This window comes from Streptococcus agalactiae ATCC 13813, assembly GCF_000186445.1.
In the GTDB taxonomy this organism is placed as follows: domain Bacteria; phylum Bacillota; class Bacilli; order Lactobacillales; family Streptococcaceae; genus Streptococcus; species Streptococcus agalactiae.
This window is the reverse complement of sequence record NZ_GL636070.1, coordinates 434,717-458,231: the sequence shown is the minus strand read 5'-3', so window position 1 is coordinate 458,231 and position 23,515 is coordinate 434,717. Positions and strand designations below refer to the sequence as shown.

At 36.3% G+C, this 23,515-nt stretch carries 25 protein-coding genes and 2 pseudogenes; all 27 read right to left on the bottom strand.

Annotated elements, in window-relative coordinates; genetic code table 11:
• Positions 1-102: 102 nt before the first annotated feature.
• Positions 103-1,113, bottom strand: coding sequence for a type I glyceraldehyde-3-phosphate dehydrogenase (gene gap / locus HMPREF9171_RS110805; RefSeq protein WP_000260659.1), 1,011 nt, complete (start codon positions 1,111-1,113; stop codon positions 103-105).
• A 203-nt stretch (positions 1,114-1,316) separates the two neighbouring features.
• Entirely contained in the window at positions 1,317-3,395 is a 2,079-nt protein-coding gene (gene fusA, locus HMPREF9171_RS110810) for an elongation factor G (protein ID WP_000090323.1), read from the bottom strand.
• A 154-nt stretch (positions 3,396-3,549) separates the two neighbouring features.
• Positions 3,550-4,020, bottom strand: coding sequence for a 30S ribosomal protein S7 (gene rpsG / locus HMPREF9171_RS110815; protein WP_000087842.1), 471 nt, complete (start codon positions 4,018-4,020; stop codon positions 3,550-3,552).
• A gap of 21 nt (positions 4,021-4,041) precedes the next feature.
• Positions 4,042-4,455 carry a 30S ribosomal protein S12 gene (rpsL, locus tag HMPREF9171_RS110820; protein WP_001142328.1) on the bottom strand — a complete coding sequence of 138 codons (414 nt, stop codon included), beginning with the start codon at positions 4,453-4,455 and terminating at the stop codon, positions 4,042-4,044.
• A gap of 218 nt (positions 4,456-4,673) precedes the next feature.
• Complete coding sequence (purR, locus tag HMPREF9171_RS110825) at positions 4,674-5,486, bottom strand: pur operon repressor (RefSeq protein WP_000776879.1); 813 nt, start codon at positions 5,484-5,486, stop codon at positions 4,674-4,676.
• Between the two features lie 96 nt (positions 5,487-5,582).
• The gene (locus tag HMPREF9171_RS110830; protein ID WP_000700694.1) at positions 5,583-6,524 is read right to left on the bottom strand and encodes a 3'-5' exoribonuclease YhaM family protein; all 942 of its coding nucleotides are present in this window, start codon (positions 6,522-6,524) and stop codon (positions 5,583-5,585) included.
• Positions 6,514-7,789: pseudogene (locus HMPREF9171_RS08200) on the bottom strand (DNA recombination protein RmuC). The gene HMPREF9171_RS110830 and the pseudogene HMPREF9171_RS08200 overlap by 11 nt, the downstream one beginning before the upstream one ends.
• Position 7,790: 1 nt before the next feature.
• Positions 7,791-8,423, bottom strand: coding sequence for a thiamine diphosphokinase (locus HMPREF9171_RS110835; protein WP_000160923.1), 633 nt, complete (start codon positions 8,421-8,423; stop codon positions 7,791-7,793).
• A complete protein-coding gene (gene rpe, locus HMPREF9171_RS110840) occupies positions 8,416-9,078 on the bottom strand; it encodes a ribulose-phosphate 3-epimerase (protein WP_000106175.1) in 663 nt (220 codons plus the stop codon). Before rpe ends, HMPREF9171_RS110835 begins: the two co-directional genes overlap by 8 nt.
• Positions 9,079-9,084: 6 nt before the next feature.
• Entirely contained in the window at positions 9,085-9,957 is an 873-nt protein-coding gene (gene rsgA / locus HMPREF9171_RS110845; protein WP_001162031.1) for a ribosome small subunit-dependent GTPase A, read from the bottom strand.
• Between the two features lie 155 nt (positions 9,958-10,112).
• Positions 10,113-10,964, bottom strand: a complete 852-nt coding sequence (locus HMPREF9171_RS110850) for a putative RNA methyltransferase (RefSeq protein ID WP_000959497.1) — start codon at positions 10,962-10,964, stop codon at positions 10,113-10,115.
• 3 nt (positions 10,965-10,967) lie between these two features.
• Positions 10,968-11,840: a 16S rRNA (adenine(1518)-N(6)/adenine(1519)-N(6))-dimethyltransferase RsmA gene (gene rsmA, locus HMPREF9171_RS110855; protein WP_000546672.1), complete on the bottom strand. Its 873-nt coding sequence runs from the start codon at positions 11,838-11,840 to the stop codon at positions 10,968-10,970.
• Between the two features lie 17 nt (positions 11,841-11,857).
• Complete coding sequence (locus HMPREF9171_RS110860) at positions 11,858-12,646, bottom strand: abortive infection family protein (RefSeq protein WP_000406290.1); 789 nt, start codon at positions 12,644-12,646, stop codon at positions 11,858-11,860.
• A gap of 3 nt (positions 12,647-12,649) precedes the next feature.
• Positions 12,650-13,192, bottom strand: a complete 543-nt coding sequence (gene rnmV / locus HMPREF9171_RS1000000114065; protein WP_228305697.1) for a ribonuclease M5 — start codon at positions 13,190-13,192, stop codon at positions 12,650-12,652.
• Positions 13,193-13,207: 15 nt separating this feature from the next.
• A pseudogene (locus HMPREF9171_RS1000000114060) lies at positions 13,208-13,984 on the bottom strand (TatD family hydrolase); the annotation flags it as partial.
• Positions 13,985-14,166: 182 nt separating this feature from the next.
• Complete coding sequence (locus HMPREF9171_RS110865) at positions 14,167-14,448, bottom strand: hypothetical protein (RefSeq protein WP_000055649.1); 282 nt, start codon at positions 14,446-14,448, stop codon at positions 14,167-14,169.
• Positions 14,449-14,457: 9 nt separating this feature from the next.
• On the bottom strand, positions 14,458-14,850 hold the full coding sequence (locus tag HMPREF9171_RS110870; protein WP_001173856.1) for a hypothetical protein: 393 nt from the start codon (positions 14,848-14,850) through the stop codon (positions 14,458-14,460).
• Positions 14,841-16,133, bottom strand: a complete 1,293-nt coding sequence (locus HMPREF9171_RS110875; protein ID WP_000416821.1) for an Mbeg1-like protein — start codon at positions 16,131-16,133, stop codon at positions 14,841-14,843. Before HMPREF9171_RS110875 ends, HMPREF9171_RS110870 begins: the two co-directional genes overlap by 10 nt.
• Complete coding sequence (locus HMPREF9171_RS110880) at positions 16,133-16,525, bottom strand: DUF1310 domain-containing protein (protein WP_000835882.1); 393 nt, start codon at positions 16,523-16,525, stop codon at positions 16,133-16,135. The genes HMPREF9171_RS110875 and HMPREF9171_RS110880 overlap by 1 nt, the downstream gene beginning before the upstream one ends.
• Before the next feature lie 174 nt (positions 16,526-16,699).
• Positions 16,700-17,962 carry a D-alanyl-lipoteichoic acid biosynthesis protein DltD gene (gene dltD, locus HMPREF9171_RS110885; RefSeq protein ID WP_000919749.1) on the bottom strand — a complete coding sequence of 421 codons (1,263 nt, stop codon included), beginning with the start codon at positions 17,960-17,962 and terminating at the stop codon, positions 16,700-16,702.
• A complete protein-coding gene (gene dltC, locus HMPREF9171_RS110890) occupies positions 17,955-18,194 on the bottom strand; it encodes a D-alanine--poly(phosphoribitol) ligase subunit DltC (protein ID WP_000351975.1) in 240 nt (79 codons plus the stop codon). Before dltC ends, dltD begins: the two co-directional genes overlap by 8 nt.
• 14 nt (positions 18,195-18,208) lie before the next feature.
• Positions 18,209-19,474 carry a D-alanyl-lipoteichoic acid biosynthesis protein DltB gene (dltB, locus tag HMPREF9171_RS110895; RefSeq protein ID WP_000613595.1) on the bottom strand — a complete coding sequence of 422 codons (1,266 nt, stop codon included), beginning with the start codon at positions 19,472-19,474 and terminating at the stop codon, positions 18,209-18,211.
• Positions 19,471-21,006 (bottom strand): D-alanine--poly(phosphoribitol) ligase subunit DltA, encoded by a 1,536-nt coding sequence (gene dltA, locus HMPREF9171_RS110900; protein WP_000581010.1) that lies wholly within the window; start codon positions 21,004-21,006, stop codon positions 19,471-19,473. Before dltA ends, dltB begins: the two co-directional genes overlap by 4 nt.
• A gap of 12 nt (positions 21,007-21,018) precedes the next feature.
• A complete protein-coding gene (locus HMPREF9171_RS110905) occupies positions 21,019-21,141 on the bottom strand; it encodes a teichoic acid D-Ala incorporation-associated protein DltX (protein WP_000806141.1) in 123 nt (40 codons plus the stop codon).
• A 10-nt stretch (positions 21,142-21,151) separates the two neighbouring features.
• Positions 21,152-22,339, bottom strand: a complete 1,188-nt coding sequence (gene dltS / locus HMPREF9171_RS110910) for a two-component system sensor histidine kinase DltS (RefSeq protein ID WP_000490537.1) — start codon at positions 22,337-22,339, stop codon at positions 21,152-21,154.
• Positions 22,339-23,013, bottom strand: coding sequence for a two-component system response regulator DltR (gene dltR / locus HMPREF9171_RS110915; protein ID WP_001238602.1), 675 nt, complete (start codon positions 23,011-23,013; stop codon positions 22,339-22,341). Before dltR ends, dltS begins: the two co-directional genes overlap by 1 nt.
• Positions 23,014-23,368: 355 nt before the next feature.
• Complete coding sequence (gene rpmH, locus HMPREF9171_RS110920) at positions 23,369-23,503, bottom strand: 50S ribosomal protein L34 (RefSeq protein WP_000831903.1); 135 nt, start codon at positions 23,501-23,503, stop codon at positions 23,369-23,371.
• Between the last annotated feature and the right edge of the window lie 12 nt (positions 23,504-23,515).

Genomic DNA, 23,515 nt, shown 5'->3' with positions numbered 1-23,515 from the left:
CTGATAATTTTCTATAATAAAATGAAAAAACATTCGTATTATTTTTTATTTATAAAAATAAAAGAGGGATAAATCCCTCTTTTACATCATATTAATTAAAAATTATTTTGCAATTTTTGCAAAGTATTCAAGTGTACGAACAAGTTGTGAAGTGTATGACATTTCGTTATCGTACCATGAAACAACTTTAACCAATTGGTTACCGTCAACAGTTTGAACTTTAGTTTGAGTAGCATCAAACAATGAACCGTATGAAATACCAACGATATCAGATGATACGATTGGATCTTCAGTATAACCGTATGAATCGTTAGCTGCTGCTTTCATAGCTGCATTTACTTCTTCAACAGTTACGTCTTTTCCAAGAGTTGCAACCAATTCAGTTACTGATCCAGTTGGAACAGGAACACGTTGTGCAGCACCATCAAGTTTACCGTTCAATTCTGGGATAACAAGACCGATAGCTTTTGCAGCACCAGTTGAGTTAGGAACGATGTTTGCAGCACCTGCACGAGCACGACGAAGGTCACCACCACGGTGTGGTCCGTCAAGGATCATTTGGTCACCAGTGTATGCGTGGATAGTAGTCATCAAACCTTGTTTAACACCAAAGTTGTCTTGTAAAGCTTTAGCCATTGGAGCAAGACAGTTTGTAGTACATGAAGCACCTGAGATAACTGTTTCAGTTCCATCAAGGATATCGTGGTTAGTGTTGAAAACAACTGTTTTAACGTCGTTTCCACCAGGAGCTGTGATAACAACTTTTTTAGCACCATTTTCATGGATGTGTTGTTCAGCTTTTTCTTTTGATGCAAAGAAACCAGTTGCTTCAAGAACGATTTCTACGCCATCAGTAGCCCAGTCAATGTTTGCTGGTTCGCGTTCAGCAGAAACTTTAACAAATTGACCGTTAACTTCGAATCCACCTTCTTTAACTTCAACAGTACCGTCGAAACGACCTTGAGTTGTGTCATATTTCAACAAGTGTGCAAGCATGTTTGGATCTGTAAGGTCGTTGATACGAGTAACTTCAACACCTTCTACGTTTTGGATGCGACGGAATGCAAGACGACCGATACGACCGAAACCGTTAATACCAACTTTAACTACCATTAGTGATTTCCTCCTTATGAAAATCTCAAATATTTTATTTTAGGGATCCCCCTAACCAATGTGAAAAGATTAACTTGTACATATGTGCAAAAATCTTTCAACACAATTATTATATCTTTTTTCGAGAAAAATTGCAATGAATTTACCACTTTCAAAAAGAAAAAAAGATACTCTTTCGAGTACCTTTCATAAGTTTTCAGAAATTATTCACCAGAGTTTTTCTTGATGATTTCTTCTTGAACTGACTTAGGAACATCTTCGTAGTGGTCAAATACCATCATGAATGTACCACGTCCTTGCGTTGCAGAACGAAGAACTGTTGCATAACCAAACATTTCAGCAAGTGGAACAAAGGCACGAACAACTTGTGTATTACCACGTGCTTCCATACCATCAACACGACCGCGACGTGCAGTCACGTGACCCATAACGTCACCAAGATTGTCTTCTGGAGCTGTAATTGTAACAAGCATCATTGGCTCAAGGATAGCTGGTTGCGCTGATTTAGCAGCTTCTTTAAGTGCAAGTGATGCAGCAATCTTGAAGGCTGTCTCAGATGAGTCAACATCATGGTATGAACCATCGTAAAGTTTAGCTTTTACGTCAACCATTGGATATCCAGCAAGAACACCGTTTGCCATAGATTCTACAAGTCCTTTTTCAACGGCTGGAATAAATTCACGAGGAACCACACCACCGACGATAGCATTTTCGAATTCGAATCCTTTACCTTCTTCGTTTGGTGTAAATTCAATCCAAACATCACCAAATTGACCTTTACCACCAGATTGGCGTTTGAAGAATCCACGTGCTTGTGTAGAAGCGCGGAATGTTTCGCGGTATGATACTTGAGGTGCACCAACGTTTGCTTCAACTTTGAATTCACGTTTCATACGGTCAACAAGGACATCAAGGTGAAGTTCACCCATTCCTGAGATAACTGTTTCACCAGTTTCAACGTTAGTTTCAACGCGGAACGTTGGGTCTTCTTCAGCAAGTTTTTGAAGGGCGATACCCATTTTATCTTGGTCAGCTTTAGATTTTGGCTCAACCATCAATTGGATAACTGGTTCTGGAACTTCAATTGATTCAAGAATAACCTTTGATTTTTCATCAGTCAATGAATCACCTGTAGTTGTATCTTTCAAACCAACAGCTGCTGCGATATCCCCAGCATAAACAGTTTCAATTTCTTGACGACTATTTGCGTGCATTTGTAAGATACGTCCGATACGTTCACGTTTACCTTTAGATGTATTCAACACGTATGAACCTGAATTAAGAACACCTGAGTACACACGGAAGAATGTTAAGCGACCCACGAAAGGATCTGTCATGATCTTGAAGGCAAGCGCTGCAAATGGCTCTTCATCTGAAGCAGGACGTGTTTCTTCTTCGTCAGTATCAGGGTTAATACCTTTGATTGCAGGAATATCAAGTGGGCTTGGAAGGTAATCAATAACAGCATCAAGCATCAATTGAACACCTTTATTCTTGAAGGCTGAACCACACAATACAGGGTAGAATTCAACATTGATAGTTGCTTTACGAATAGCAGCCATCAACTCTTCGTTAGTGATTTCTTCACCTTCAAGGTATTTCATCATCAAATCTTCATCAGTATCAGCAACTGCTTCTACTAATTTTTCACGGTATTCATTTGCTTGATCAACATACTCTGCTGGAATATCTTCTTCAAGGATATCTGTACCAAGGTCATTAGTATAGATTTCAGCTTTCATTTTGATTAAGTCAATGATACCACGGAAATCGTCTTCTGAACCAATTGGCAATTGAATTGGGTGTGCATTCGCTTGAAGACGGTCATGAAGTGATTGTACTGAATAGAGGAAGTCAGCACCGATTTTATCCATTTTATTAGCAAAAACGATACGTGGAACTCCGTATTCTGTTGCTTGACGCCAAACTGTTTCAGTTTGAGGTTCTACACCTGATTGAGCATCAAGAACTGTTACCGCACCATCAAGTACGCGAAGTGAACGTTGAACTTCAATTGTGAAGTCCACGTGTCCTGGTGTATCGATGATGTTAACACGGTGACCATCCCATTGTGCTGTTGTTGCAGCTGATGTAATTGTGATACCACGTTCTTGTTCTTGTTCCATCCAGTCCATTTGTGAAGCACCTTCGTGTGTTTCACCGATTTTGTGGATTTTACCAGTATAGTAAAGAATACGCTCAGTTGTTGTTGTTTTACCAGCATCGACGTGAGCCATGATACCGATATTACGAGTTTTTTCAAGTGAAAATTCGCGAGCCATTTGGTTTCTCCTATATTTTAAATTATTTACTTCTTTATTATAACACTATTTATAAAAAACGGATAGGCAGGACCTACCCGTTCTAATTGCTAACATTGCTATCTACCAAACAATTTGTTTAGTAGCTATGATAAGTCTCAAAAAGAGAGTAATCTTACCAACGGAAGTGTGCAAAGGCACGGTTAGCTTCAGCCATTTTGTGAGTATCTTCACGTTTCTTAACTGATGCTCCTGTGTTGTTTGCAGCATCCATGATTTCTTTTGCAAGACGATCTTTCATAGTGTGTTCACCACGAGCACGTGATGCGTTAACCAACCAACGAAGTCCTAAAGTTGTACGACGTTCTGGACGAACTTCAACAGGAACTTGGTAGTTTGATCCACCAACACGGCGTGCGCGTACCTCAAGTACAGGCATGATGTTTTCCATAGCTGTTTCGAATACTTCAAGAGCATCTGTTCCAGTAGCTTCTTTAATTGCTTCAAAAGCATCATATACGATAGTTGCAGCAGTACCACGTTTACCATCAAGCATTACACGGTTGATAAGACGTGTAACGATTTTTGAGTTATACAATGGATCTGGTAATACTTCGCGTTTAGGCGCTTGATTTTTACGACTCATTTTCTCTTATCCCCCTTCTAATTACCCTTTAGGACGTTTAGCACCGTATTTAGAACGGCCTTGTTTACGATCAGCTACACCTGCAGTATCAAGTGCACCACGAACGATATGGTAACGTACCCCTGGAAGGTCTTTTACACGTCCACCACGGATAAGCACAACACTGTGTTCTTGCAAGTTATGTCCGATACCTGGAATGTAAGCAGTAACTTCAATAAGGTTGCTCAAACGTACACGAGCAAATTTACGAAGGGCAGAGTTAGGTTTTTTAGGTGTCATAGTTCCAACACGAGTTGCAACACCACGTTTTTGTGGTGCAGATAATTTAGTGTGAACTTTTCTGTGACTGTTGTAACCAATATTCAAAGCAGGTGAATCTGATTTTTCAACTTTAGATTTACGTGGTTTACGTACCAACTGGTTAATTGTAGGCATCTACATTTCTCCTGTAAGTTTTTTATTTTTGGTTGATATAGCACTTGGTGACAGCCTATATCTGCGTGTACTTTTGCAACAATTGTCAGCACGTCTCTGTACACTTTTGAGAGACCAAAAGTAAAAGTACCGTTTATCATAGTATCATTTTACACATGATGTGTCAAGCTTTTATTACTTTTACAAGCAAAAAGAATCAAGGATGTCACCTTGACTCTTTAATCAAATATATTCCCCGCTTCTACAGAGACTCTATTATTTTTTACATCAATTTCAGATACTCTCAGAAGAGATTTATAGGTCATCTTCTCACGTTGTTCCTGAGCATTTTCTGCAAATACAGCGACACCTACTAATGTGCTATCGAATTCTGAGAGTAAACTAATCATCCCCGAAACAGTACCTCCACCTTTCAAGAAATCATCAACTATTAAAACTCGACTGTTAGGTTTTAAGCTACGCTTAGAAAGAAACATTTTTTCAATACGGCCACTTGAACCACTAGCGTAGTTTACTGACACAGTAGAACCTTCCGTAATCTTCAAATCACGTCTCACAATAACAAAAGGAACATCTAAAACATTTGCTACTGCGTTTGCTAAAGGAACACCTTTTGTTGCAACCGTCATGACAGCATCAATTTTTTGACCTCTGTAAGCGTTCGCTATAATGCGACCAATACTTTGTAACATTTTTGGTGTACTGAGTAGATCTGAAAGATAAATGTAACCTCCCGGAAGAATACGATCGTTTTCAGATAAACGCTGTCTTAATTCTTCAACGATTTCTTTCGCTTCTGCTTCAGCAATAGTTGGTGTAAAGATAACACCTCCACTTGCACCAGTCACAGTTTTAATATCTCCGATTTGAGCTTGTTCAAAAGCTTTTTTGATAATAGCAATATCTTCTGAAATCGAAGATTTCGCGGCACCGTATTTACTAGCAAATGTATTTAAACTAGTTAATGTATAGGGATTATTTATTAGGTAATTTGAAATAACAACCATGCGTTCGCTACGTCTTAATTTCATATTTTCTCCTTATTCATAGCATTCTTTACATATAGTATAACATAACAAATGCTAAAAACGAACATTTTATTTTAGGTCTTAGTTATTCTACCTAAATTATTTAATGTTCGGTTTATAAAAAGAACGGTTATCCATGGCAAAAATGCGATTTGTCATTTCACCTTCGTTGACACGATTTAAAGCTGTTGTCATCATCATCATATTTGCATCAATGTTATCGATCATATGGATAATTTCTGCCTCCATGATTCTAGGACGAACCGGGCTTCCATATTCTAATTGTCCATGGTGACTCAGAATAACATGGCGTAACACTGTAACCTCTTCTTTTGTATCATCAATATTAAGCTCTGCTAGTATTTTTGTTAATTCCTCATCAATAAGTGAAATATGACCGATAAGGTTACCTCGAATAGTATATTCTGTATTATCAGGACCCGATAACTCAATGACCTTGGCTAAATCATGTAGCATAATACCAGCAAACATCAAACTTTTATTAAGTTCTGGATAGATATCTCCAATACTATCTGCCAAACGAACCATCGTTGCCGTGTGATATGCCAATCCTGATTCAAAGGCGTGGTGGTTTGTTTTGGCGGCTGGATAGGTAAAAAATTCCTTATTGTATTTACGATAAAGTGCTCTTACCACACGCTGCCAGGTTGCATTTTCAATTTTAAAGAGCATTTGTTCCATGTACTCTCTCACGTTGTCAACATTGATTGGAGGTTTTTCTTTAAAATCTCTAGGATCATTAGGTTCACCATCTTTGATGTTTCTTAATGTAATTTGGTTGACTTGGGGAGTTCCATTATAAACTTCACGACGCCCTTTCATATGAACAATTTTACCGGCTACAAACTCTTCTACATTATAGGTCTGTGCATCCCACATATTTCCTGAAATTTCGCCAGTATCATCTTGAAAGGTAAAGGCAATAAAATCTTTACCTGCACGCGTTTTACGAACTTCTGCTTTCTTTATAAGGTAAAACCCCTCAAAAAGCTCGTCTTTTTTCATTTGGTTAATTTTCATTAATTTCCTCTTCTTCTGTTATAGGAAGGTTTAACAAGCTAGTGGTTGCTTGATCTTGATGTTCTTCAACTGTATTTAAGGCTCTGATAATAGCGTTTGTCCGCGTTGTGAGTAAACTATCAATACTTTTACTTGCTGTATTTAATTGTTTTTGAGCTTTTGATAACATGCCACCAAATTTTCCAAATTCAACCTTGACATTCCCTAAAATTTTACTAATATCATTAGCATTCTTTTGAATATTTAAGGTTTTAAAGCCAACAGATAATGAATTTAGTAAAGCAGATAAGGTTGACGGTCCAGCTACTACAATATTTTCATCACGTCTTAGACTATCAAAGAATGTTGCATTTCTTACCACTTCAGAATAGAGCCCTTCAGTTGGTAAGAACATGATACCAAAATTTGTCGTTTCAGGAGGATTTAAGTACTTATTGTTTATATCTTTTGCAAATTTACGAATACTTGTCAGTAAAGATTTACGATAGAGTTCTATTTGAACCTTGTCACCCAATTCATAAGCATCTTCCAATCGGTAATAATCTTCTAGAGGAAACTTAGAGTCAATAGGCAAATAGATATAATCTCCCTGACCATTTCCTGGTAATTTAATAGCATATTCAACACGCTCAGAAGAGCCAGACACCGTAGGAAATTCTCTCTCATATTGACTAACTGTCATAATATCTTCTATAATTTGGCCGAGTTGTAACTCCCCTAATATTCCCCTTGTCTTAGTATTTGACAAGACTTTGTTCAGTGTACCAACATCTTGGGCAACAGTTTTCATCTCCCCAAGACCTTGATTGACACTCTCTAGTTGACGCGATACAGTTTCAAAAGAAGTTTGCAAACGCGTTTGTAGCGTTTTTTCTAGCTTTTCCTCAACAGTTTGGCGCATTTGATCCAAGCGTTTTTCATTGGAATCTTGTATTTTCTGAACTGACTGAGATAAATTGGAGTTAATCAATTCCAAGCGTTTGTCTGATCGATCTCGACTCTCCGTTAAATGCTGATTTAATTCTGTACGCATATCGGTAAGCAACTGATAAATTTCCTGTTGCATACGGTTTAGCTGATTAGTCAACGTTAGAATTTGATCTTTTTGCGCCGCTTCTATCTGGTATGTCAGTTGGTCTGATAGATTATCAGCATTATCTTCAAGTTGTTTTTCAACGGACTTTGTTAATTCCGTCATTTTTTTGGTAAGAAATTATCGTCACTGTCAGACTAGCTAGTACAATGATCAAAATGATGACAAGCATATTAACCTCTATCCTTACTATAAATAATGATTAAGTAACCATCTTTGAGCTCTACTTCAATTGGCGAAGTCATAAATTCATTACTGGAATACATTTTTTTCTTAAAATAATTACTTTTGTTCAATTCATATTTAGCCCCAGAAATCTGCAAAGTAGACTCACTCTCAGGCATGAACGAGACATAGGACATCCCTTCAATCCTTGAGACTTGATTTTTCCCGGATGGTAGATAAGTCACTATGTTTTGTTCATCTTTGAGTCTGATTTGTGACATAAATGGTTCTAAATCTGTGTCACTTGGTAAAAAGATATTAGACATCATATGGTCAATCCTGCCACCAAATGCTCCAAATACGGTCACTTGAGCTTCTGGAAATTCTTTGAAAATAGTTTTTAAAGCTAATTCTGTATCTGTATCATTTTTTTCTGCACTAGCAGAAACGATATTGCTACAATAGTGTTTGATATAAAGCAGTTCATCTTCTGTTATAGAATCAAAATCACCCACTGCCATGTCCAAAGAAAGCCCATTTTTTAATAAAAATAGGCTTCCACGGTCAATTCCGACAAAATAGTCAAAATCATATTCAAAATAAGTTAAGTCACCGCCAGCAAATAAAGCAATTTTAGTCATCGAGCGCCACCCTTAAGGTTTCTACTTGTGCAGGTAAATCACTTGCTTTAAAGAGATAAGAACCTGCAACAAAGACATTTGCACCAGCCTCTGCTGCTGCCTTAATTGTAGTATTATCTATACCGCCATCAACTTCAATATCATAATAATGACCGTACTCTTTGCGCCATGCTGCAACTGTCTTTACTTTTGACATCATTTCTGGAATAAAGGCTTGTCCACCAAAGCCAGGATTAACAGTCATAATTAAAATCTGGTCAACCAAATCTAAGATAGGAATAAGAGATTCTACGGGTGTTCCTGGGTTAATAACCACACCTGCTTTCATTCCTGCCTCTTTTATCTTTTGAAGTGCACCATGTATGTGTTTCGTTGCTTCAACATGAATGGTCATGATATCAGCACCAGCTTGAGCAAAGGCCTCAATATAACGTTCTGGATCAACAACCATCAGATGACAATCAAAAACAAGTTTACTGTGTTTACGCATGCTGGATACAACATCCGCACCAAAACTAATATTAGGGACAAATTGACCATCCATGATATCAATATGAACGTATTCTGCTGTTGTCTCTTCAATACGTTTCAATTCGTTAGCAAAATTAGCATAGTCTGCTGCTAATATCGATGGGGCAATTTTATTGGTTGACATAGAAACCTACTTTCTTTTAATAACTTTCTTATATGTTTCACGACGGTTCTCAATTTCACTTAAAAATTGGAGGTAGTTATCATAGCGGACTTGCCATAACTGACCTTGAGTTAAGGCTTCTTTTACAGCACATTTAGGCTCATGTGTATGCGTACACGAGCGGAATTTACAAAAATGACTAAGTCTACGAAGCTCTGGAAAGGATTCGTTTAAGTCCTCTGCATTGTCCACTTCATAGTCCAAAGAAGAAAAACCAGGAGTGTCTGCAATTTTTCCTTTATGAACGTTATAGAAACTAACTGCTCTTGTGGTGTGTCGGCCACGGCCTAAACTATCCGAAATTTCACCAGTTTCAAGTTTCAACTCAGGAGCAATTTTGTTGAGAAGCGTTGATTTTCCGACACCTGTCTGCCCCATAAAAACAGTCACTTTATCTGCTAACAGAGGCAAGAGTTCCTCTTGAGAATAACAGAAAACGTAGCCTATATTCTGATAATGTTCGCGAATATCATCAATAACAACCAAATCGTCTAACAAATCCAACTTAGAAATGTAAATGATAGGCTGAATCATCTTATATTCTAGAAGTACTAAGAACCGGTCTAATAAGTTAGCGTTAAAATCAGGTTCTTTAGCAGACATGATAACGACAGCTTGGTCAATATTAACAATAGGTGGTCGTACGAGGATATTTTTACGCTCTTCAATTGATAGAATATATCCTTCTGATTGATCTTGCGAAGAAAATTCCACCCAATCCCCAACGTAGGGAATTTGACCTTTTTTTCTAAAGTTTCCACGCGCACGTGTCTGATAAACAACACCGTCAGATTCTACATAATAAAAACCTGCTAGCGACTTGACAATTCTACCTTGCAATTGTTCTCCTTAATTGTTTAGAATACCACTATTATATCATAAAATGAGAAATAAGCTCTACTCTCAAAGATAAGCTAAATAGAAACTATTTGCAGGTGTTTGATTTCTCTCAAACAACCCCAATTTTATGAATTCCCAACATAAAAGCAGTGATCTTATTTAGATACACTGCGCTTTTTTCCAATTACTATTAAGGCACCTACTGTAATTTCTGATATACTTGCCCAATCAATAGTCGTTTTATCTACGCTGAATAACAGCGGTGTCATATCAATGAAAGCTTGACGTTCTTGTTGAGAACAGTTATAGCTTTGAACAACTTTCTGCTCAGAAATAATTTCAAAATTTTCTCTAAAGTGATCTAGAATTTTTTGATTAGAGTAATCTTTCTGTTTCAAGTATTGACTAGCTTTTTCTCGCAATTCTTGAACATGTTCAGCTACAGGAACAACCTTTACAAGGATACCATCATCACTCAGCACCCGCCTAAATTCTTTATAATTTGCAGGAGAAAAAATGTCTAAAATGATATCAATTGATGAGTCTTGAATAGGAAGGTTAGCTAAATCAGAAACAAACCATTTCACAAGCCTAGACTGATCACTTTTAGCAGCTAATTGAATCGAATCTTTAGAAATATCAAAAGCCAAGAAAGTCTTCTCATGCTTGTTAACTAATTGACGAGAATAAAAGCCCTCTCCACAACCAATATCTAAAACCGAATGAAACTGAGAATTATTTTCCAAAACCTTTGAAATAGCTTCTAAAATATGATTATAATACCCGTTTTCTAAGACAAGCTGCCGATTTTCAAATGATTTTTTATCATAATGTTCATCTACCTTCTTTCCTCCAAGAAGATTAACATATCCAAATTTGGATAAATCAAAACAATGATTATCAGAGCATTTGAGGCTGTTACTTTCTTTTATCAAGGGATTTTGACATTTAGGACAAGCGAAATAACTTGCACTATCTTCAAAACGCCACTTCTTGTCAACCAACATAGTTTATATCCCAACCTCTTTCAAGGCATCTGCTAAACTTGCAAAATCAGGGATAGATAAGGCTTCTCCGCGAATAGATGGCTTAATTTTTGCTATTTCTAATGCTTTTTCCAATTTTGCTTTAGTATCTTCTGATTTTCCAAAATGACTCGTTAGATTATTCCAAAGTGTTTTACGACGATGTACGAAGGCTACTTTTGACACTCTGAAAAAGAAATCCTCATCTTGAACACTCACTACTGGTTGATCTCTACGGACCATTTTCAAAATAGCTGAATCTACATTTGGAGCAGGAACAAAAACAGTTCTCGGAACGATAAATGATACTTTGGCAGTCATATAATACTGCACTGCGATTGACAAAGAACCGTATGCTTTAGTATTTGGCATAGCTGAAATACGATCTGCCACTTCTTTTTGCATCATGACTACAAACTCCGCAAAAGGAATCTTACTCTCAATCAAGTGCATAAGGATTGGTGTTGTGATGTAGTAAGGTAAGTTTGCTACTACCTTGATAGGCAGGTCAGGATTCTTGAAGGCTTGAATTTGCGTCTGCAAATCAGCCTTGAGGATATCCTTATTGACCACTTGGACATTGTCAAAATCGCGGAGCGTATCAGCAAGGATAGGAATGAGACGATCATCAATCTCAAAAGCCATAACCTCAGCTGCATTCTCAGCCAAAAACTCTGTCAAAGCCCCGATACCAGGACCAATCTCAATCACGTTGACACCCTTGTCAATCTCTGCCGTGTCAACAATCTTCTGTAAAATATTAGTATCAGTCAAAAAGTTCTGACCGAATGATTTCTTAAATGTAAACCCATGACGCTCCAAAATAGCGCGGGTAACGGTTTTATCTGCTATGTGCATGTTTATTTTCTTTCTAATTAAAATGGTAAATCGTCGTCTGTTATTTCAAGTTTAGGCACAGGCTTTGGGAATTTATTTTCATAAAAATCTATTAAGAATAATCCAACAGTTGCACAAGCATTTACTACAAAATAAGCATATAAAGGCTGGTCAATCAAATATTTTTGGGTTACTTGACCATGGTGCAACGTTTTGTCACTTCTTAAATCTTCAATCGATTTAGCAACGGTTGTTAGGGAACTTGCTATAGCCTTCATTTCTTCAGGGAGTTCGGGACCGCCTGGATTTAACTCAAATACCTTAATAATTTCTTTTACAAGATTTTTACTTGTTTTCTTTTGTGATTCAATATGTAAAAATCTTTCATCAGATAGAATTTCTTTTATAATACTTTCAAGAACAGAATTTGCATTCCCAACTGATTCAGCAGGATCTTTCTCTATGTTTTGAAAAGCCTTTTCAAAGCTCGTTGAAGCATTTTTATAATCATCTTTTAGTTTGTTACGAAACGTCGGGATTGAAGGTATAAAATCAGGCGTTTCGATACCTAGGTCAATTGCAATTTTTACCAGTAATTCTGAATCCTCTTTTGCAATGAAGGTTAGCGTCTTCAACAAATCAATGGCTTCTGGATACTGCGAGTCATATTCTCTCCTATAAATGTAAAAATTAGAATTGAAATTATCATAATCAATTTGCCAAAGTGTCAAATATTTCTCTGATTCATCATAAGATTGATATCTAGATAACAACTCTTCTTCAATCTGTTTTACCAGTTCCATTCTATATGCTGGTGATATCTCCATCACTTACCCTCCATACCCTTCCATCACTTCCTCAACTTCCGCCTTGGTCACTCCGAAGAGTCTGAGGCGTTTGAGGAGTTGTTTGCCGTTGGAATAGCCGATACGGAGTTGATTTCCAAGGTACTCACGGCGTTTTCGGCTATCGCTAGCAGTAATGAATCTCCAACGAATGAGGTCTGCTTGGGTGATATCAAAGTTATCTTCATCATCGAAATACTGGGTCACTTTTGAGAGTGCCTTCTGCAAATCCTCAAAGCTGGCATGCTCGACTCCCAGAGAACGTCCCTTGGTCTTTGAACCTGGCTTTGCCTCATCTCGACTGAGGAAGGCATGGCGGACTGTCGGAATGGCCTTCATGATGATTTTACGGATACGTTCGCCATTGTAATCTGGGTCGGTAAAGATGATAACTCCCCGCAAATTGTGCAAACGTTCGATACGCTCTAAATCATCTTCATCAATTGCTGAACCTCTAGTTTCATAGGTATCAACATTGTAAAAGCGTCGCAGATTAGCAGTATCATCTTTCCCTTCGACAACGATCACTTCTTGAATATCAATTTTTTCATCAAGTCTAAATATCCTTACTGCATTTTGGTATGTAGCCTCCGCTACCTCTTCCACAGTTATGCCTCGTAGCTCTGCTATTTTTTCAACGACATATCTCGTATAAGCGGTTTTGTTTTCTCGACCTCTTTTAGGTACAGGAGCCAAATAAGGAGCATCTGTTTCCACTAATATCTTATCTAATGGCAACTCTCGTGCAGCTTCTTGTACATCTAATGCCTTCTTAAAGGTCACAACACCAGAAAAGGAAATCATCATCCCTAAATCAATAAATTTTTGAGCCATTTCTAACGAGCCCGAAAAAGAGTGCATTATACCACCAAAAGGCCCAACTCCAGATTCCTTAATGACTTCATAAGTGTCTTCTAACGCATCACGTGTATGAACCACAAAAGGAAGGTTATATTTCTTTGAAAGTTCAATTTGACGTTTAAACACCTCGATCTGAACATCTTTGGGATCTTCCATCCAATAATAATCCAGACCAATTTCACCAAGTGCAATAACCTTGGGATTTTCTAAATGACTGATAATCATTGACTCAATATTATCATCATAAGAACCAGCTTCAGTTGGATGCCATCCTATTGTGCTATATACCTGTGCATATTGGGAAGATAATTCCAAAGATTTTGAAATGGTATCTTGGTCAAAGCCGACAACATTCATTTTTGTAACACCGAGTTCGCTAGCTAAATTAATTTCCTCGTCTATCTTTCCTTCAAAATTTTCCACGTTAAGGTGGGTATGGGTATCAAATATTTTTATCATATCATTGTTCTTTCTTTGCTTATCGTAGCTACAAGCATTAATCTTTATTATTATAACATAAGACTGAAGCATTCTGATCAGAAAGAGTAAATCAAAAAAAGTCAAAACATTTTTGCTCTGACTTTTGAATACTTGCTGTAAAAATCCTCTACAAGTGTCTAGCTAATGGTAGAGAAACTAGACTATAAATGATTATATTTTTGCTGATTGCTTTCAATAGCCTCCTCAACCTTTGAACGAAATTCTCCTTTTATTGCCTCGTCCAATTGATTAGCAACTTTATGAATAGCTGTCTTTGTGTTGATGGCTACTTCGTCTATTTCTTTATGATGCGACGTAATAATATCGTGAAACTTAGATCTCTTGCGTGGCGCGTACACGCTATGTATCAATTCTTTATCCAATTGTTTTTTTAAAGTCCTTACTGACTCCTTACCAGTCAGGACATTCCACATTAAACTCAATAATTTCTCCTACTTCATTAATTCTCTTTTCTTTTCCCTTTGCAACTCTTCAAAGGTTAGTTCATGTTCTGAACGTTGCCGAATATAGTTAGCTCTATATTCTTCTTCTTGAACGGACAAGGCATAGTACTCTTTATGGTAAGCTTGCTCTAAGTCGTCATGATAAAAATCTAAAATACGATTGAGCGTCATCATATCTGAGCTATCATTACTATATCTCAAATCATATTCAACAGCGTCGTAAGTTTCTTGAAGCATATTAGTAATCTTATTTTTTCTTACTGAGAGATCGTCTAATTTTTCTTCAAACTGGCAACAACTATGGTGATAGGCATCATCTAAATCTGATATTTTTCTCTGAGTATCCGCTAATTGTTTTTCAATGATATCAATCAGTGCCATTGTTTAAACTCCCCTGACAAGTTACTATCTTGTTGCAACATAGCTTCAACCCCTTTATTAATTTGGTTTTCTAATTCAACGTAAGCGTGAGAAATGCTTTCTGCCGCTTGAGTTTTATTTGAGAAAAAGGTTTGAGCTTCTCCGACAATGCTCGCATAGCTAACACCTGACTGAGCATACGCTTCTTCCAATTCTTGAGGACTTAGTTCAGTAACTCCTGTAGGAGCTACTTTTAAAGATTGATAAAGCTCTTCTGCTTTAGCAACTGCTTTTTGCTCAACTTTTTTAACTTCTTCAACTGCTTCTTTTGATATCGTTACCAAACCACTAGAAATCACTTTTGCTTGTTGACTATCTAGGAAAATAGCTTGATTCTTACTAACTTCTTTTCCCGCACTATTAAAGCTACTAAGTTTCGCTTTAATAGCATGCATTCTTTGATTCACATTCGTATGAACTACTGAATAGTTTTCTTTGTAAGCAAATTTATCTTCTGCTAATTTTAAAGAACCATCTTGATTGTACTGGTAGCCTCCCCAAATGTGTTGATTGGTAAAATTAGCAACCCAGCTACCTCCTGAAACAGCTTTGCTGTCAACTATTTTAACAATTCCGACAGCATTATCGCTTCCTTCTTTAGGATAACCTATTCCAATTTTATCCTTGGAATCAACGTAATTATTGACCACCCCTTTTATTTTATCAACCTGTTCTTTTTGTTTATCTGTCAAAATACTATAAAGGTTTGGACCGTTATATATCCAAGCTCCTTGAACTCGGTAAATTTGATTATCATCCAATTCTGCAATAGCGTACTGTGCATTCATTGACCCTAACGAGTGTCCGTAGACCGAAATTTTTGCGTTAGGATATTTATTCATAACTTCTTTTAGTAGATGAGCTGATTGTTCTAACTGCTTTGTACCTTGTTTATGAGATACACTTTGTGAACCAAATTTCTTTAATAATAGTTTACTAGCTATTGGAATATCATTTTTAAACCAGTCTGTTTTCCAATCATCCCCTCCAAACGGTGCTGTTGACCCCTTAAATAAAACCGTAACTTCCTTAACATCCTCTGGCTTGTCTAAAGTTCCATTTGGAGTGATGGTATAAATTTGTTCCCCGGTTTCTTTGCCTCCATCTTGAACGTGAGCAACTTTACCGATGGGGAGTACCTTATCTTGGCTCATTATTTTGACTAGTGTATCAAGTTGGCTACCTAATTCATACTCTTGCTTCGCTATATTTACCCTATCTAAATCAGTCAAGACTTTTTCCATTAATGACCTCTACTTTCCAATAAATGAGTTAACTGGGGAGATTGATGGCTACTTTGACTGACCAAACGCCCTTGATTATCCTTATCCAAATTACAAGTAATATATAAGTTAGGATCTTTATTAATGATTAACCTTACCGAAATCCCTCCCATAGGATTTTTTTTGATACTTTCTTTGTCAATATCATACGACTTAATAACAGCATTCTCTTTGAAAGCGTCTTTATCTTCTGCATAAATCCACTTTTGATAAGCATTTTTAGCGTCTTTGCTATTAGCTATTTCCCATAATTCTTGTTGTTTATTGTTTTCAGTCACTTTTAAACCTCCTACAGTGAAACCAAGCCCTAAAAGGATTATTACAATAAAACTAAGTAATTTTATTGACTTCATCTCTCCTCCTTTTATCATATAACACTCATTTGATATCTAGTTTATCATAAATTTATTCTCATTATAAACGAAAAACTATAAAACATGGATTAGTTATCTTAGGATTACCAAATACAAAGATATTAAAAAAGATGATTAATAGCTCTAATGCTATAAATCATCTGACTCTACTATTTACTTGTAATCACTTGGACGTCCTGTATATTTTGCCCAAGATTTCTTCAAAAATTTATTATTAATGTGATAATTCGGCTTGCTGTTTTCCTCTGTTAAAAATGGATTGATATGCTTATCTAGCTCTAACCAACCATTCCAACCTAAATGGATTGTATCTTGCATAAAGTATGGCTTACCTCCATCTCGAGAAAGGTCAGCGATATGATTGAAACCTTGACTTTGAAGTTGGTGTTTTATTTTTTCTACAGATTTTTGATACATTTTTTGATCAAGCCCTGTGTAGTCTGTCCACTTTTTATTTACTGGTGGTATGACAAAAAGGACATCTGTATTTTGTTTTGAGAATTCATTAAGAACCAACTGTAAATCATTAAATTCTGGTGACTTAGTATAATTGAAATGTCGTTGTGACCCTTTCAATTTTTTTAAGTGCTTTTTAATTCTTGTTTGGTAAAAGCGATCATCAATACCAAATTGATTTGATCTCGTTGCTACTTTAGCATCTTGTGATGCAATACGCGATAAATGATTATATGAGAATGCTTTCGGTAATTTACCAACATGAGGCATTATTGCCTGATTATAAGTTTTTCCTAGTGGTAGATAGCTAAAAATAGCATCTGTCTTCTCAAATACCCAATCATTAAACTTTAGTCTTTGTTTGTCTTTATTTGATAGTTTTTGGCCATCTGCAACTTTTTCTATCAAATCTGACATAGAAGCTTCAGGATATAATTTTAACAATCGACGAGCAGCATACCTATCGTAGGTTGTCCCTGTTTGATTTTGCAAAAATCGAATGGTTTGATCGTTGCTGAAATAGTTTTGAAAAGCACCTTTGTTGGCTCCCTTGCGAACAAACCATTGCGGAGAAATAACATAGATAGCTTTTTTATTTTTGATTTGCCCTTTAATCTGTTGAATGCCATAGTATTGTGTCAGAGAAGCCGCCCCTTTTTGACCTAAAAGATATGGGATATAAGGTCTATTGTAAGCCTCTGCTAAAACTGATGGATGCATTGCATCAAATCTTAGCCACTCACTTGAACCAAAGAAAGGGACAAAATTGGCTTTAGGATCACTGAAAGCTCTAACTTTTTGAACTCTGCTTTTAAAACCTGCCTTCGTCAACGCTACTGCACTGTTTTTTTCCTTACCTAAATGATGAGGCTGAGAAACAGGAAAAACAAGATATAATCCTACCAACAATAGTAAAGCACAAACTAGAGGTCCAAATACTTTACCTAGACGTTTAAGCATTGCAGAGCTCCGTTACTCCAGCAACAATTTTATTAGCTGTGTTCCAGTCATTACGACCAAATTCCGCAATCGGAATATCAATATTAAAGTGGCTTTCCAACTCAACAATTAGTTCAACAGTACCCATGCTGTCTAGAACTCCTGCGTCAAATAAGTCTTCATCCATCATAGAAGAAACATCCTCCATAAATAGGTCATCAATAATTGCTAATACTTCTGATTTAATATCCATTATAATACTCCTTATTATTTGTTATGCGGTTGTGGGAACCACAAAAGATCTAAAAATCCTGAAAAAATCAAGAAAGAAAACATAACTACATTAAAGGTGATGAAGACACCCAAAGCATAAGTCCATTTGTTTTCTGGTAAAAGTGGTTTTTTAGCCAATCTTCTTTCTTTATTAATATTTTTCTTCTTACGTACCCAAGCGTCATTAATAACTAGGCCAATCCCATGAAAGAGACCATAGGCTATATAGTACCAAGTTAACCCATGCCAGAATCCCATAAGAAGCATATTGATAATATAAGCTACACTTGAAGTAACATTACGGTTTTTAAAAACTTTATTTTTAACTAAAAGCTTAACAAGCCTCATGAAAACAAAGTCTCTAAACCAGAAAGAAAGGCTCATATGCCATCTATTCCAAAATTCTTTTAGGTCGCGTGATTTGAAAGGTTTGTCAAAGTTAATCGGAGACTTAATCCCCATTAGGTTAGAAATAGCCAACGCAAACATTGTGTAACCTGCAAAATCAAAGAACAAATCAAAACCAAAGGCATACATAACCCCAAGTGTTGGCCAATTAAACACACCACCCTGTTCTAGCGCTAATTCTTTTAGAGGAGGCATAATCAGACTTCCAAAAATATAGGCTAAAATAAACTTATAGAGAAAACCTAACATCAAATAATGAATCGCTTGACCTAACATATCTAGGAGTTCATTTCGATCTGGGATATTAATGTAATCCTCATTGAATCGTTTAAAACGATCAATTGGTCCACTTGAGAAAGTTGGAAAGAAGAGTAAAAATCTTAAGAATTCCCATAAAGTAAATTCTTTCAAGACACCGTCTCTCATTTCAATAATCATAGCAACAGCTCTAAAAGTAAGGTAAGAAATTCCTAGAAACCCAAAAAGCGACTGATGCCCATCCTCAGATATAGCTGGAATTAATTTTACCAAAAATAGCGGAAAAATAGATAAACAAACCGTTACATAAAAGACCAAAGTATGATTAAATCGTTTCCGGTAAGCTTTATAGATAAAAACTAGCAGAGATTGTCCGACAACGTATGCCAATAGTGACTTCAATTGATTAAAAGTACTACCAGTCAACATCATTACAATAAAACTTAGACTAAAAATAATCTCATATAAGGCAAAACGCTTCTTAAAGAATAAGCCGATGTAAATTGGTAGAACAGCTAAGATAAGGTAGAAGAAATATTGTGGATTCCCATAAACATCCAAGTGAGGAAGTTTTTCTAAAAATGCCTGTATCACTTGTTTACCTCGCTCATAAGACCTTTGATATCAATTTTCCCATTTGGTGTCAAAGGTAAATCTTCTCGATAGATAAATTTAGATGGCATCATGTAATCCATCATAATGTCCTTTAAGTCTTCCTTAATTGCTTTTGTCAAATCCAAATCACGTTCAAAATCATCTCTTACACCTTCTTTTAAGACAATATAGGCTAATAAGTTTTGAACTTTATGATCCTTGTTATAACGTGGCACTGCTACTGCTGATTTTACATACTGCGATTTGTTTAAGTTTTGAGAAACATCTTCTAATTCAATACGATAGCCGTTAAATTTAATTTGGAAATCCATACGCCCACCGTAAAGCAGAAGACCTTCATCGGTCATGCTTCCTAAGTCACCGGTATGGTAAGCAGGTAGACCTTCGAATTGGAAAAATGCCTCAGCTGTCTTTTCTGGATTGTTAAGATAGCCTTTTGATACTGCTGGTCCAGCAATAATGATTTCACCTTGCTCTCCGTTTGGTAATTTATGACCTTCTTCATCAATTACATACGTTGGTGAGTCATCTTTAGTGTAACCAATTGGAAGGCGTTTGCATGTTTCTAACATTTCATCAGTAATTGCTACTGCGGATAGAGCAACTGTTGCTTCTGTTGGCCCATATGCATTAACGATACGAGCTTTTGGAAAACGTTGACGAAGTTTTTGTGCAGTCTTGACAGTTAACTCTTCCCCATCAAAATAAAAATGTGTTAACTGTGGCAAGGTCTCTGAATTGAAATCGTTAGATAGTAGCGCCATATCAGCAAATGATGGTGTCGAAGTCCAAACCTGTATTGGCAATTCATTAATGGTAGCGAATAGTTTTTTGAAATCATTAACCACTGTTTTTGGTAGGGCAAACAGGGTGCCTCCCATAGCTAGTGTTGGTGCCCAATACATAACTGATAAGTCAAATGAATATGGCGGTTGCGCCAACATTTGCGGTCTTTCAGGAACTGAAAACTCATCATCAGAAATCATCCAATTTGTAAAGCTCAATAAATTGTCATGTGAAATTTGCACACCTTTTGGTAAACCAGTAGTCCCTGAAGTGAAAATAATATAGTAATTATCATCACCTTTAACAGAATGTGTTACCTCATAAGGAGTCTTTTCTTCAAAAATAGCTGAAACTTGAGAAACGTCTAGAATTGGGACATTATCAACTTCAAGAGGAAATTCACCAATTGAAATGATAAGGCTTGGTTGAGCAACTGTCATAATAGCCTGTATTCTATCCAAAGCAGAGTGTTGGTCAACCGGTATATAAGCATGTCCTGACTTTGTTAAAGCAACAAATGTCGCCAACATTTCATATTCTTGACCACCGAATACTAAGACAGGTGATTTTTCAACAAGACCTAGGCTATCAATATGAGCAGCTAGAGAGTCAGAGTCTACTTTAAGTTGTCCATAAGTATGGACTTCCCCTAAAATATCATACACTGGAAAATCAGCTTGTGTCTCAGCAAAATGCTCAATTGTTTTAATCATATCATGTATCATTTGTACCATCTCCTAGAATTCATTATAAATAAAACTGCCTTGTCCGCGACCAAGGTATGCAAAAAAGTAAATTAGTAACAATAAAATACCGAAGTATAATAACGTTCTACCAATAAAAGATAAATATGGTTTCATCATTCTTCCTTTAATTAATCATGGTATTGGTCCAAAATCCATCAATTGGTAACTGGACTTCAAGACGTAATTGGTCTTTTTCTTGATATGCTCTAATTCTCCCCTTATGGCGTTCCACGATTGCCTTAGCAATAGATAAGCCTAGACCAAAACTGAGAGAATCTGCATGATCATCTTTAGCTTGATAAAAACGCTCAAAGAGATTATCCATAACCTCTTTGGAATAGATAGCACTTGGATTTGATATTGTCAGAATAGCTTTTCTTCGAGCCTGTTTAAGACTAAACTGGATTTCTGATTTTGACAAAGAATGCCTAATAGCATTATCCAAAAGAATTATTAAAATTTGCTTAATTTGACTCTCTTCTCCAACAATCCAGACATCATCTTCAATCGTATCATTTAAACACTTTTCTTCTTCATATGCCAAACTTTCATATGTTAGAAGTACTTCTTGACATAAGACAGATAAGTTTAACTTTTTGAAATTTACCTTGGAGCGTTTTTCATCAAGTCTAGACAAATTAAGCAAATCTTCAATTAAAAACTCCATCCGCTTAGTCTCCGAAACAACATGATCCAGATAACGATTTCCTGGAATTTGCTGTTCCAGAACCTGAACGTTGGCTCGTATAGCTGCAATAGGGGTCTTCAGCTCATGACTCGCATCTGAAACGAACTGTTTTTCGCGAGTCATTTCTGTCTCTACAGGCCCTACGATAAATCGAGAAAGATAAAGACTTACAGCTGCTAATAAACAAAATCCAAAAATAGTAAAAACAAGAATTAGAAAACGCCTTGCATAAGGGACTTCATAACTAGCCAAATCCATAATAGCTATGGTGTAAGTTTTATCTTTATATTCTTTTATGGAATATATAAAAGACTTCCATTTTCGTGACTTCTTTCCTTGCTCAAGGAGCTTCAAACTAGATTTTTCGATAACATCATTTGTCAAATCAGTATTATTGCTTTGAATCTTAACCATCTTTTGGTTATCTATAGTCACCAAAGCAATCGGTTCATCGCCTGGTATTCCTAAATAATCATTTTTGGCAACTAATTTAACAATCCTATATGCATCATATTCATCCCAATATTGATTGTAGCGATTACTCACTGCAAAGAGAAAGAGAACAACGACAATGAGGATTGACATGGTCAAAAAGACAAATTTTTTGCGTAAATCACTAAACATTATGTCATCTCCTCCAAGGAATATCCAAAGCCCTTAGTGGTTATTATTTCAATGTCTGCTTTTAAAAAGCGCAATTTTTTTCGCAAAAAAGAAATAAATACTTCTAACTGGTTATATTCTGAATTGTCTGAAGGTCCCCAAACCTTAGAAATCAACTGATTTTTAGGAATAATCTGCTTTGCATTTCGCATAAAAACTTCCATCAAGAGAAATTCTTTATTGGATAATTTTACACTACTTTCTTTAGATTCTAGCTCATGTGAATCTGTGTTAAGCCTTATATTTCCAAGCCGCAATTGATTTGTTCTGATCAGAGAAGATTGTCTGGTTCTCAACCTAATTCTAGCTAGCAATTCATCTGCTTCAAAGGGTTTTGTGATATAATCATCTGCCCCTAAATCTAAACCATTAACTTTATCATAAGTCTGTGATTTTGCAGTTAAAAAGATTATTGGGGTTTCTAAACCAGCTTCCCTCACTCTTTTTAAAACAGATAATCCTGAGCGTTTGGGTAACATAATATCCAACAAGACTAAATCATAGAGACCTGTCAAAATGTATTCTAACCCGTCATCTCCATCAAATACTAAATCAACAGAATAACCTTTATCTGCCAATAAAGCCTGAATAGCCTCTGCTATACTTTTTTCATCCTCAACTACAAGAAGTCTCATTTTCTAGTCACCTTACCTTATATATTATAGTATAAACTAGCAAAATTGAAATAACCTTGAAAAAACGATATTAATGAAAGTATTTCCTAAGTCACTAAACTACTTCAATAATACAAGCGTCTAAAAAATAAAATATCACTCGCTATAAAGATATTTCTCAATAAGAAATCTCCTCATATTTTAACAAAAATAGGGGCTATTTGTCTACGAATTTCCGCATTATAAACTCACTTTTCATTAACTTTATCTATAATATACTCAAACTACTCTCACAAAAACCTTTATCGTTATGAAGGTACCAAAAAAGCCACCAGACTCGAGTACCTGTTGGCTTGATATTATTTTGCTATCTATATTAAGCTGATAACACTTTACGTCCTTTACGACGGCGGCTAGCAAGCACGCGACGTCCGTTTTTAGTTGACATACGGTGACGGAATCCGTGTTTACGTTGGCGACGGATTTTACTTGGTTGATAAGTACGTTTCACGTTGAATACCTC

Coding starts and splice junctions, on each gene's coding strand:
- HMPREF9171_RS110870 (WP_001173856.1), bottom strand. CDS start 14,850: ATGGCACTGATTGATATCATTGAAAAACAATTAGCGGATACTCAGAGA.
- dltC (WP_000351975.1), bottom strand. CDS start 18,194: ATGGATATTAAATCAGAAGTATTAGCAATTATTGATGACCTATTTATG.
- HMPREF9171_RS110905 (WP_000806141.1), bottom strand. CDS start 21,141: ATGAAACCATATTTATCTTTTATTGGTAGAACGTTATTATACTTCGGT.
- gap (WP_000260659.1), bottom strand. CDS start 1,113: ATGGTAGTTAAAGTTGGTATTAACGGTTTCGGTCGTATCGGTCGTCTT.
- dltD (WP_000919749.1), bottom strand. CDS start 17,962: ATGCTTAAACGTCTAGGTAAAGTATTTGGACCTCTAGTTTGTGCTTTA.
- HMPREF9171_RS110850 (WP_000959497.1), bottom strand. CDS start 10,964: ATGTTGGTTGACAAGAAGTGGCGTTTTGAAGATAGTGCAAGTTATTTC.
- HMPREF9171_RS110880 (WP_000835882.1), bottom strand. CDS start 16,525: ATGAAGTCAATAAAATTACTTAGTTTTATTGTAATAATCCTTTTAGGG.
- dltS (WP_000490537.1), bottom strand. CDS start 22,339: ATGTTTAGTGATTTACGCAAAAAATTTGTCTTTTTGACCATGTCAATC.
- dltR (WP_001238602.1), bottom strand. CDS start 23,013: ATGAGACTTCTTGTAGTTGAGGATGAAAAAAGTATAGCAGAGGCTATT.
- dltA (WP_000581010.1), bottom strand. CDS start 21,006: ATGATACATGATATGATTAAAACAATTGAGCATTTTGCTGAGACACAA.
- HMPREF9171_RS110860 (WP_000406290.1), bottom strand. CDS start 12,646: ATGGAGATATCACCAGCATATAGAATGGAACTGGTAAAACAGATTGAA.
- fusA (WP_000090323.1), bottom strand. CDS start 3,395: ATGGCTCGCGAATTTTCACTTGAAAAAACTCGTAATATCGGTATCATG.
- rsmA (WP_000546672.1), bottom strand. CDS start 11,840: ATGCACATAGCAGATAAAACCGTTACCCGCGCTATTTTGGAGCGTCAT.
- rpe (WP_000106175.1), bottom strand. CDS start 9,078: ATGTCAACCAATAAAATTGCCCCATCGATATTAGCAGCAGACTATGCT.
- HMPREF9171_RS110830 (WP_000700694.1), bottom strand. CDS start 6,524: ATGAAAATTAACCAAATGAAAAAAGACGAGCTTTTTGAGGGGTTTTAC.
- rpsG (WP_000087842.1), bottom strand. CDS start 4,020: ATGAGTCGTAAAAATCAAGCGCCTAAACGCGAAGTATTACCAGATCCA.
- HMPREF9171_RS110875 (WP_000416821.1), bottom strand. CDS start 16,133: ATGGAAAAAGTCTTGACTGATTTAGATAGGGTAAATATAGCGAAGCAA.
- HMPREF9171_RS110835 (WP_000160923.1), bottom strand. CDS start 8,423: ATGACTAAAATTGCTTTATTTGCTGGCGGTGACTTAACTTATTTTGAA.
- purR (WP_000776879.1), bottom strand. CDS start 5,486: ATGAAATTAAGACGTAGCGAACGCATGGTTGTTATTTCAAATTACCTA.
- rpsL (WP_001142328.1), bottom strand. CDS start 4,455: ATGCCTACAATTAACCAGTTGGTACGTAAACCACGTAAATCTAAAGTT.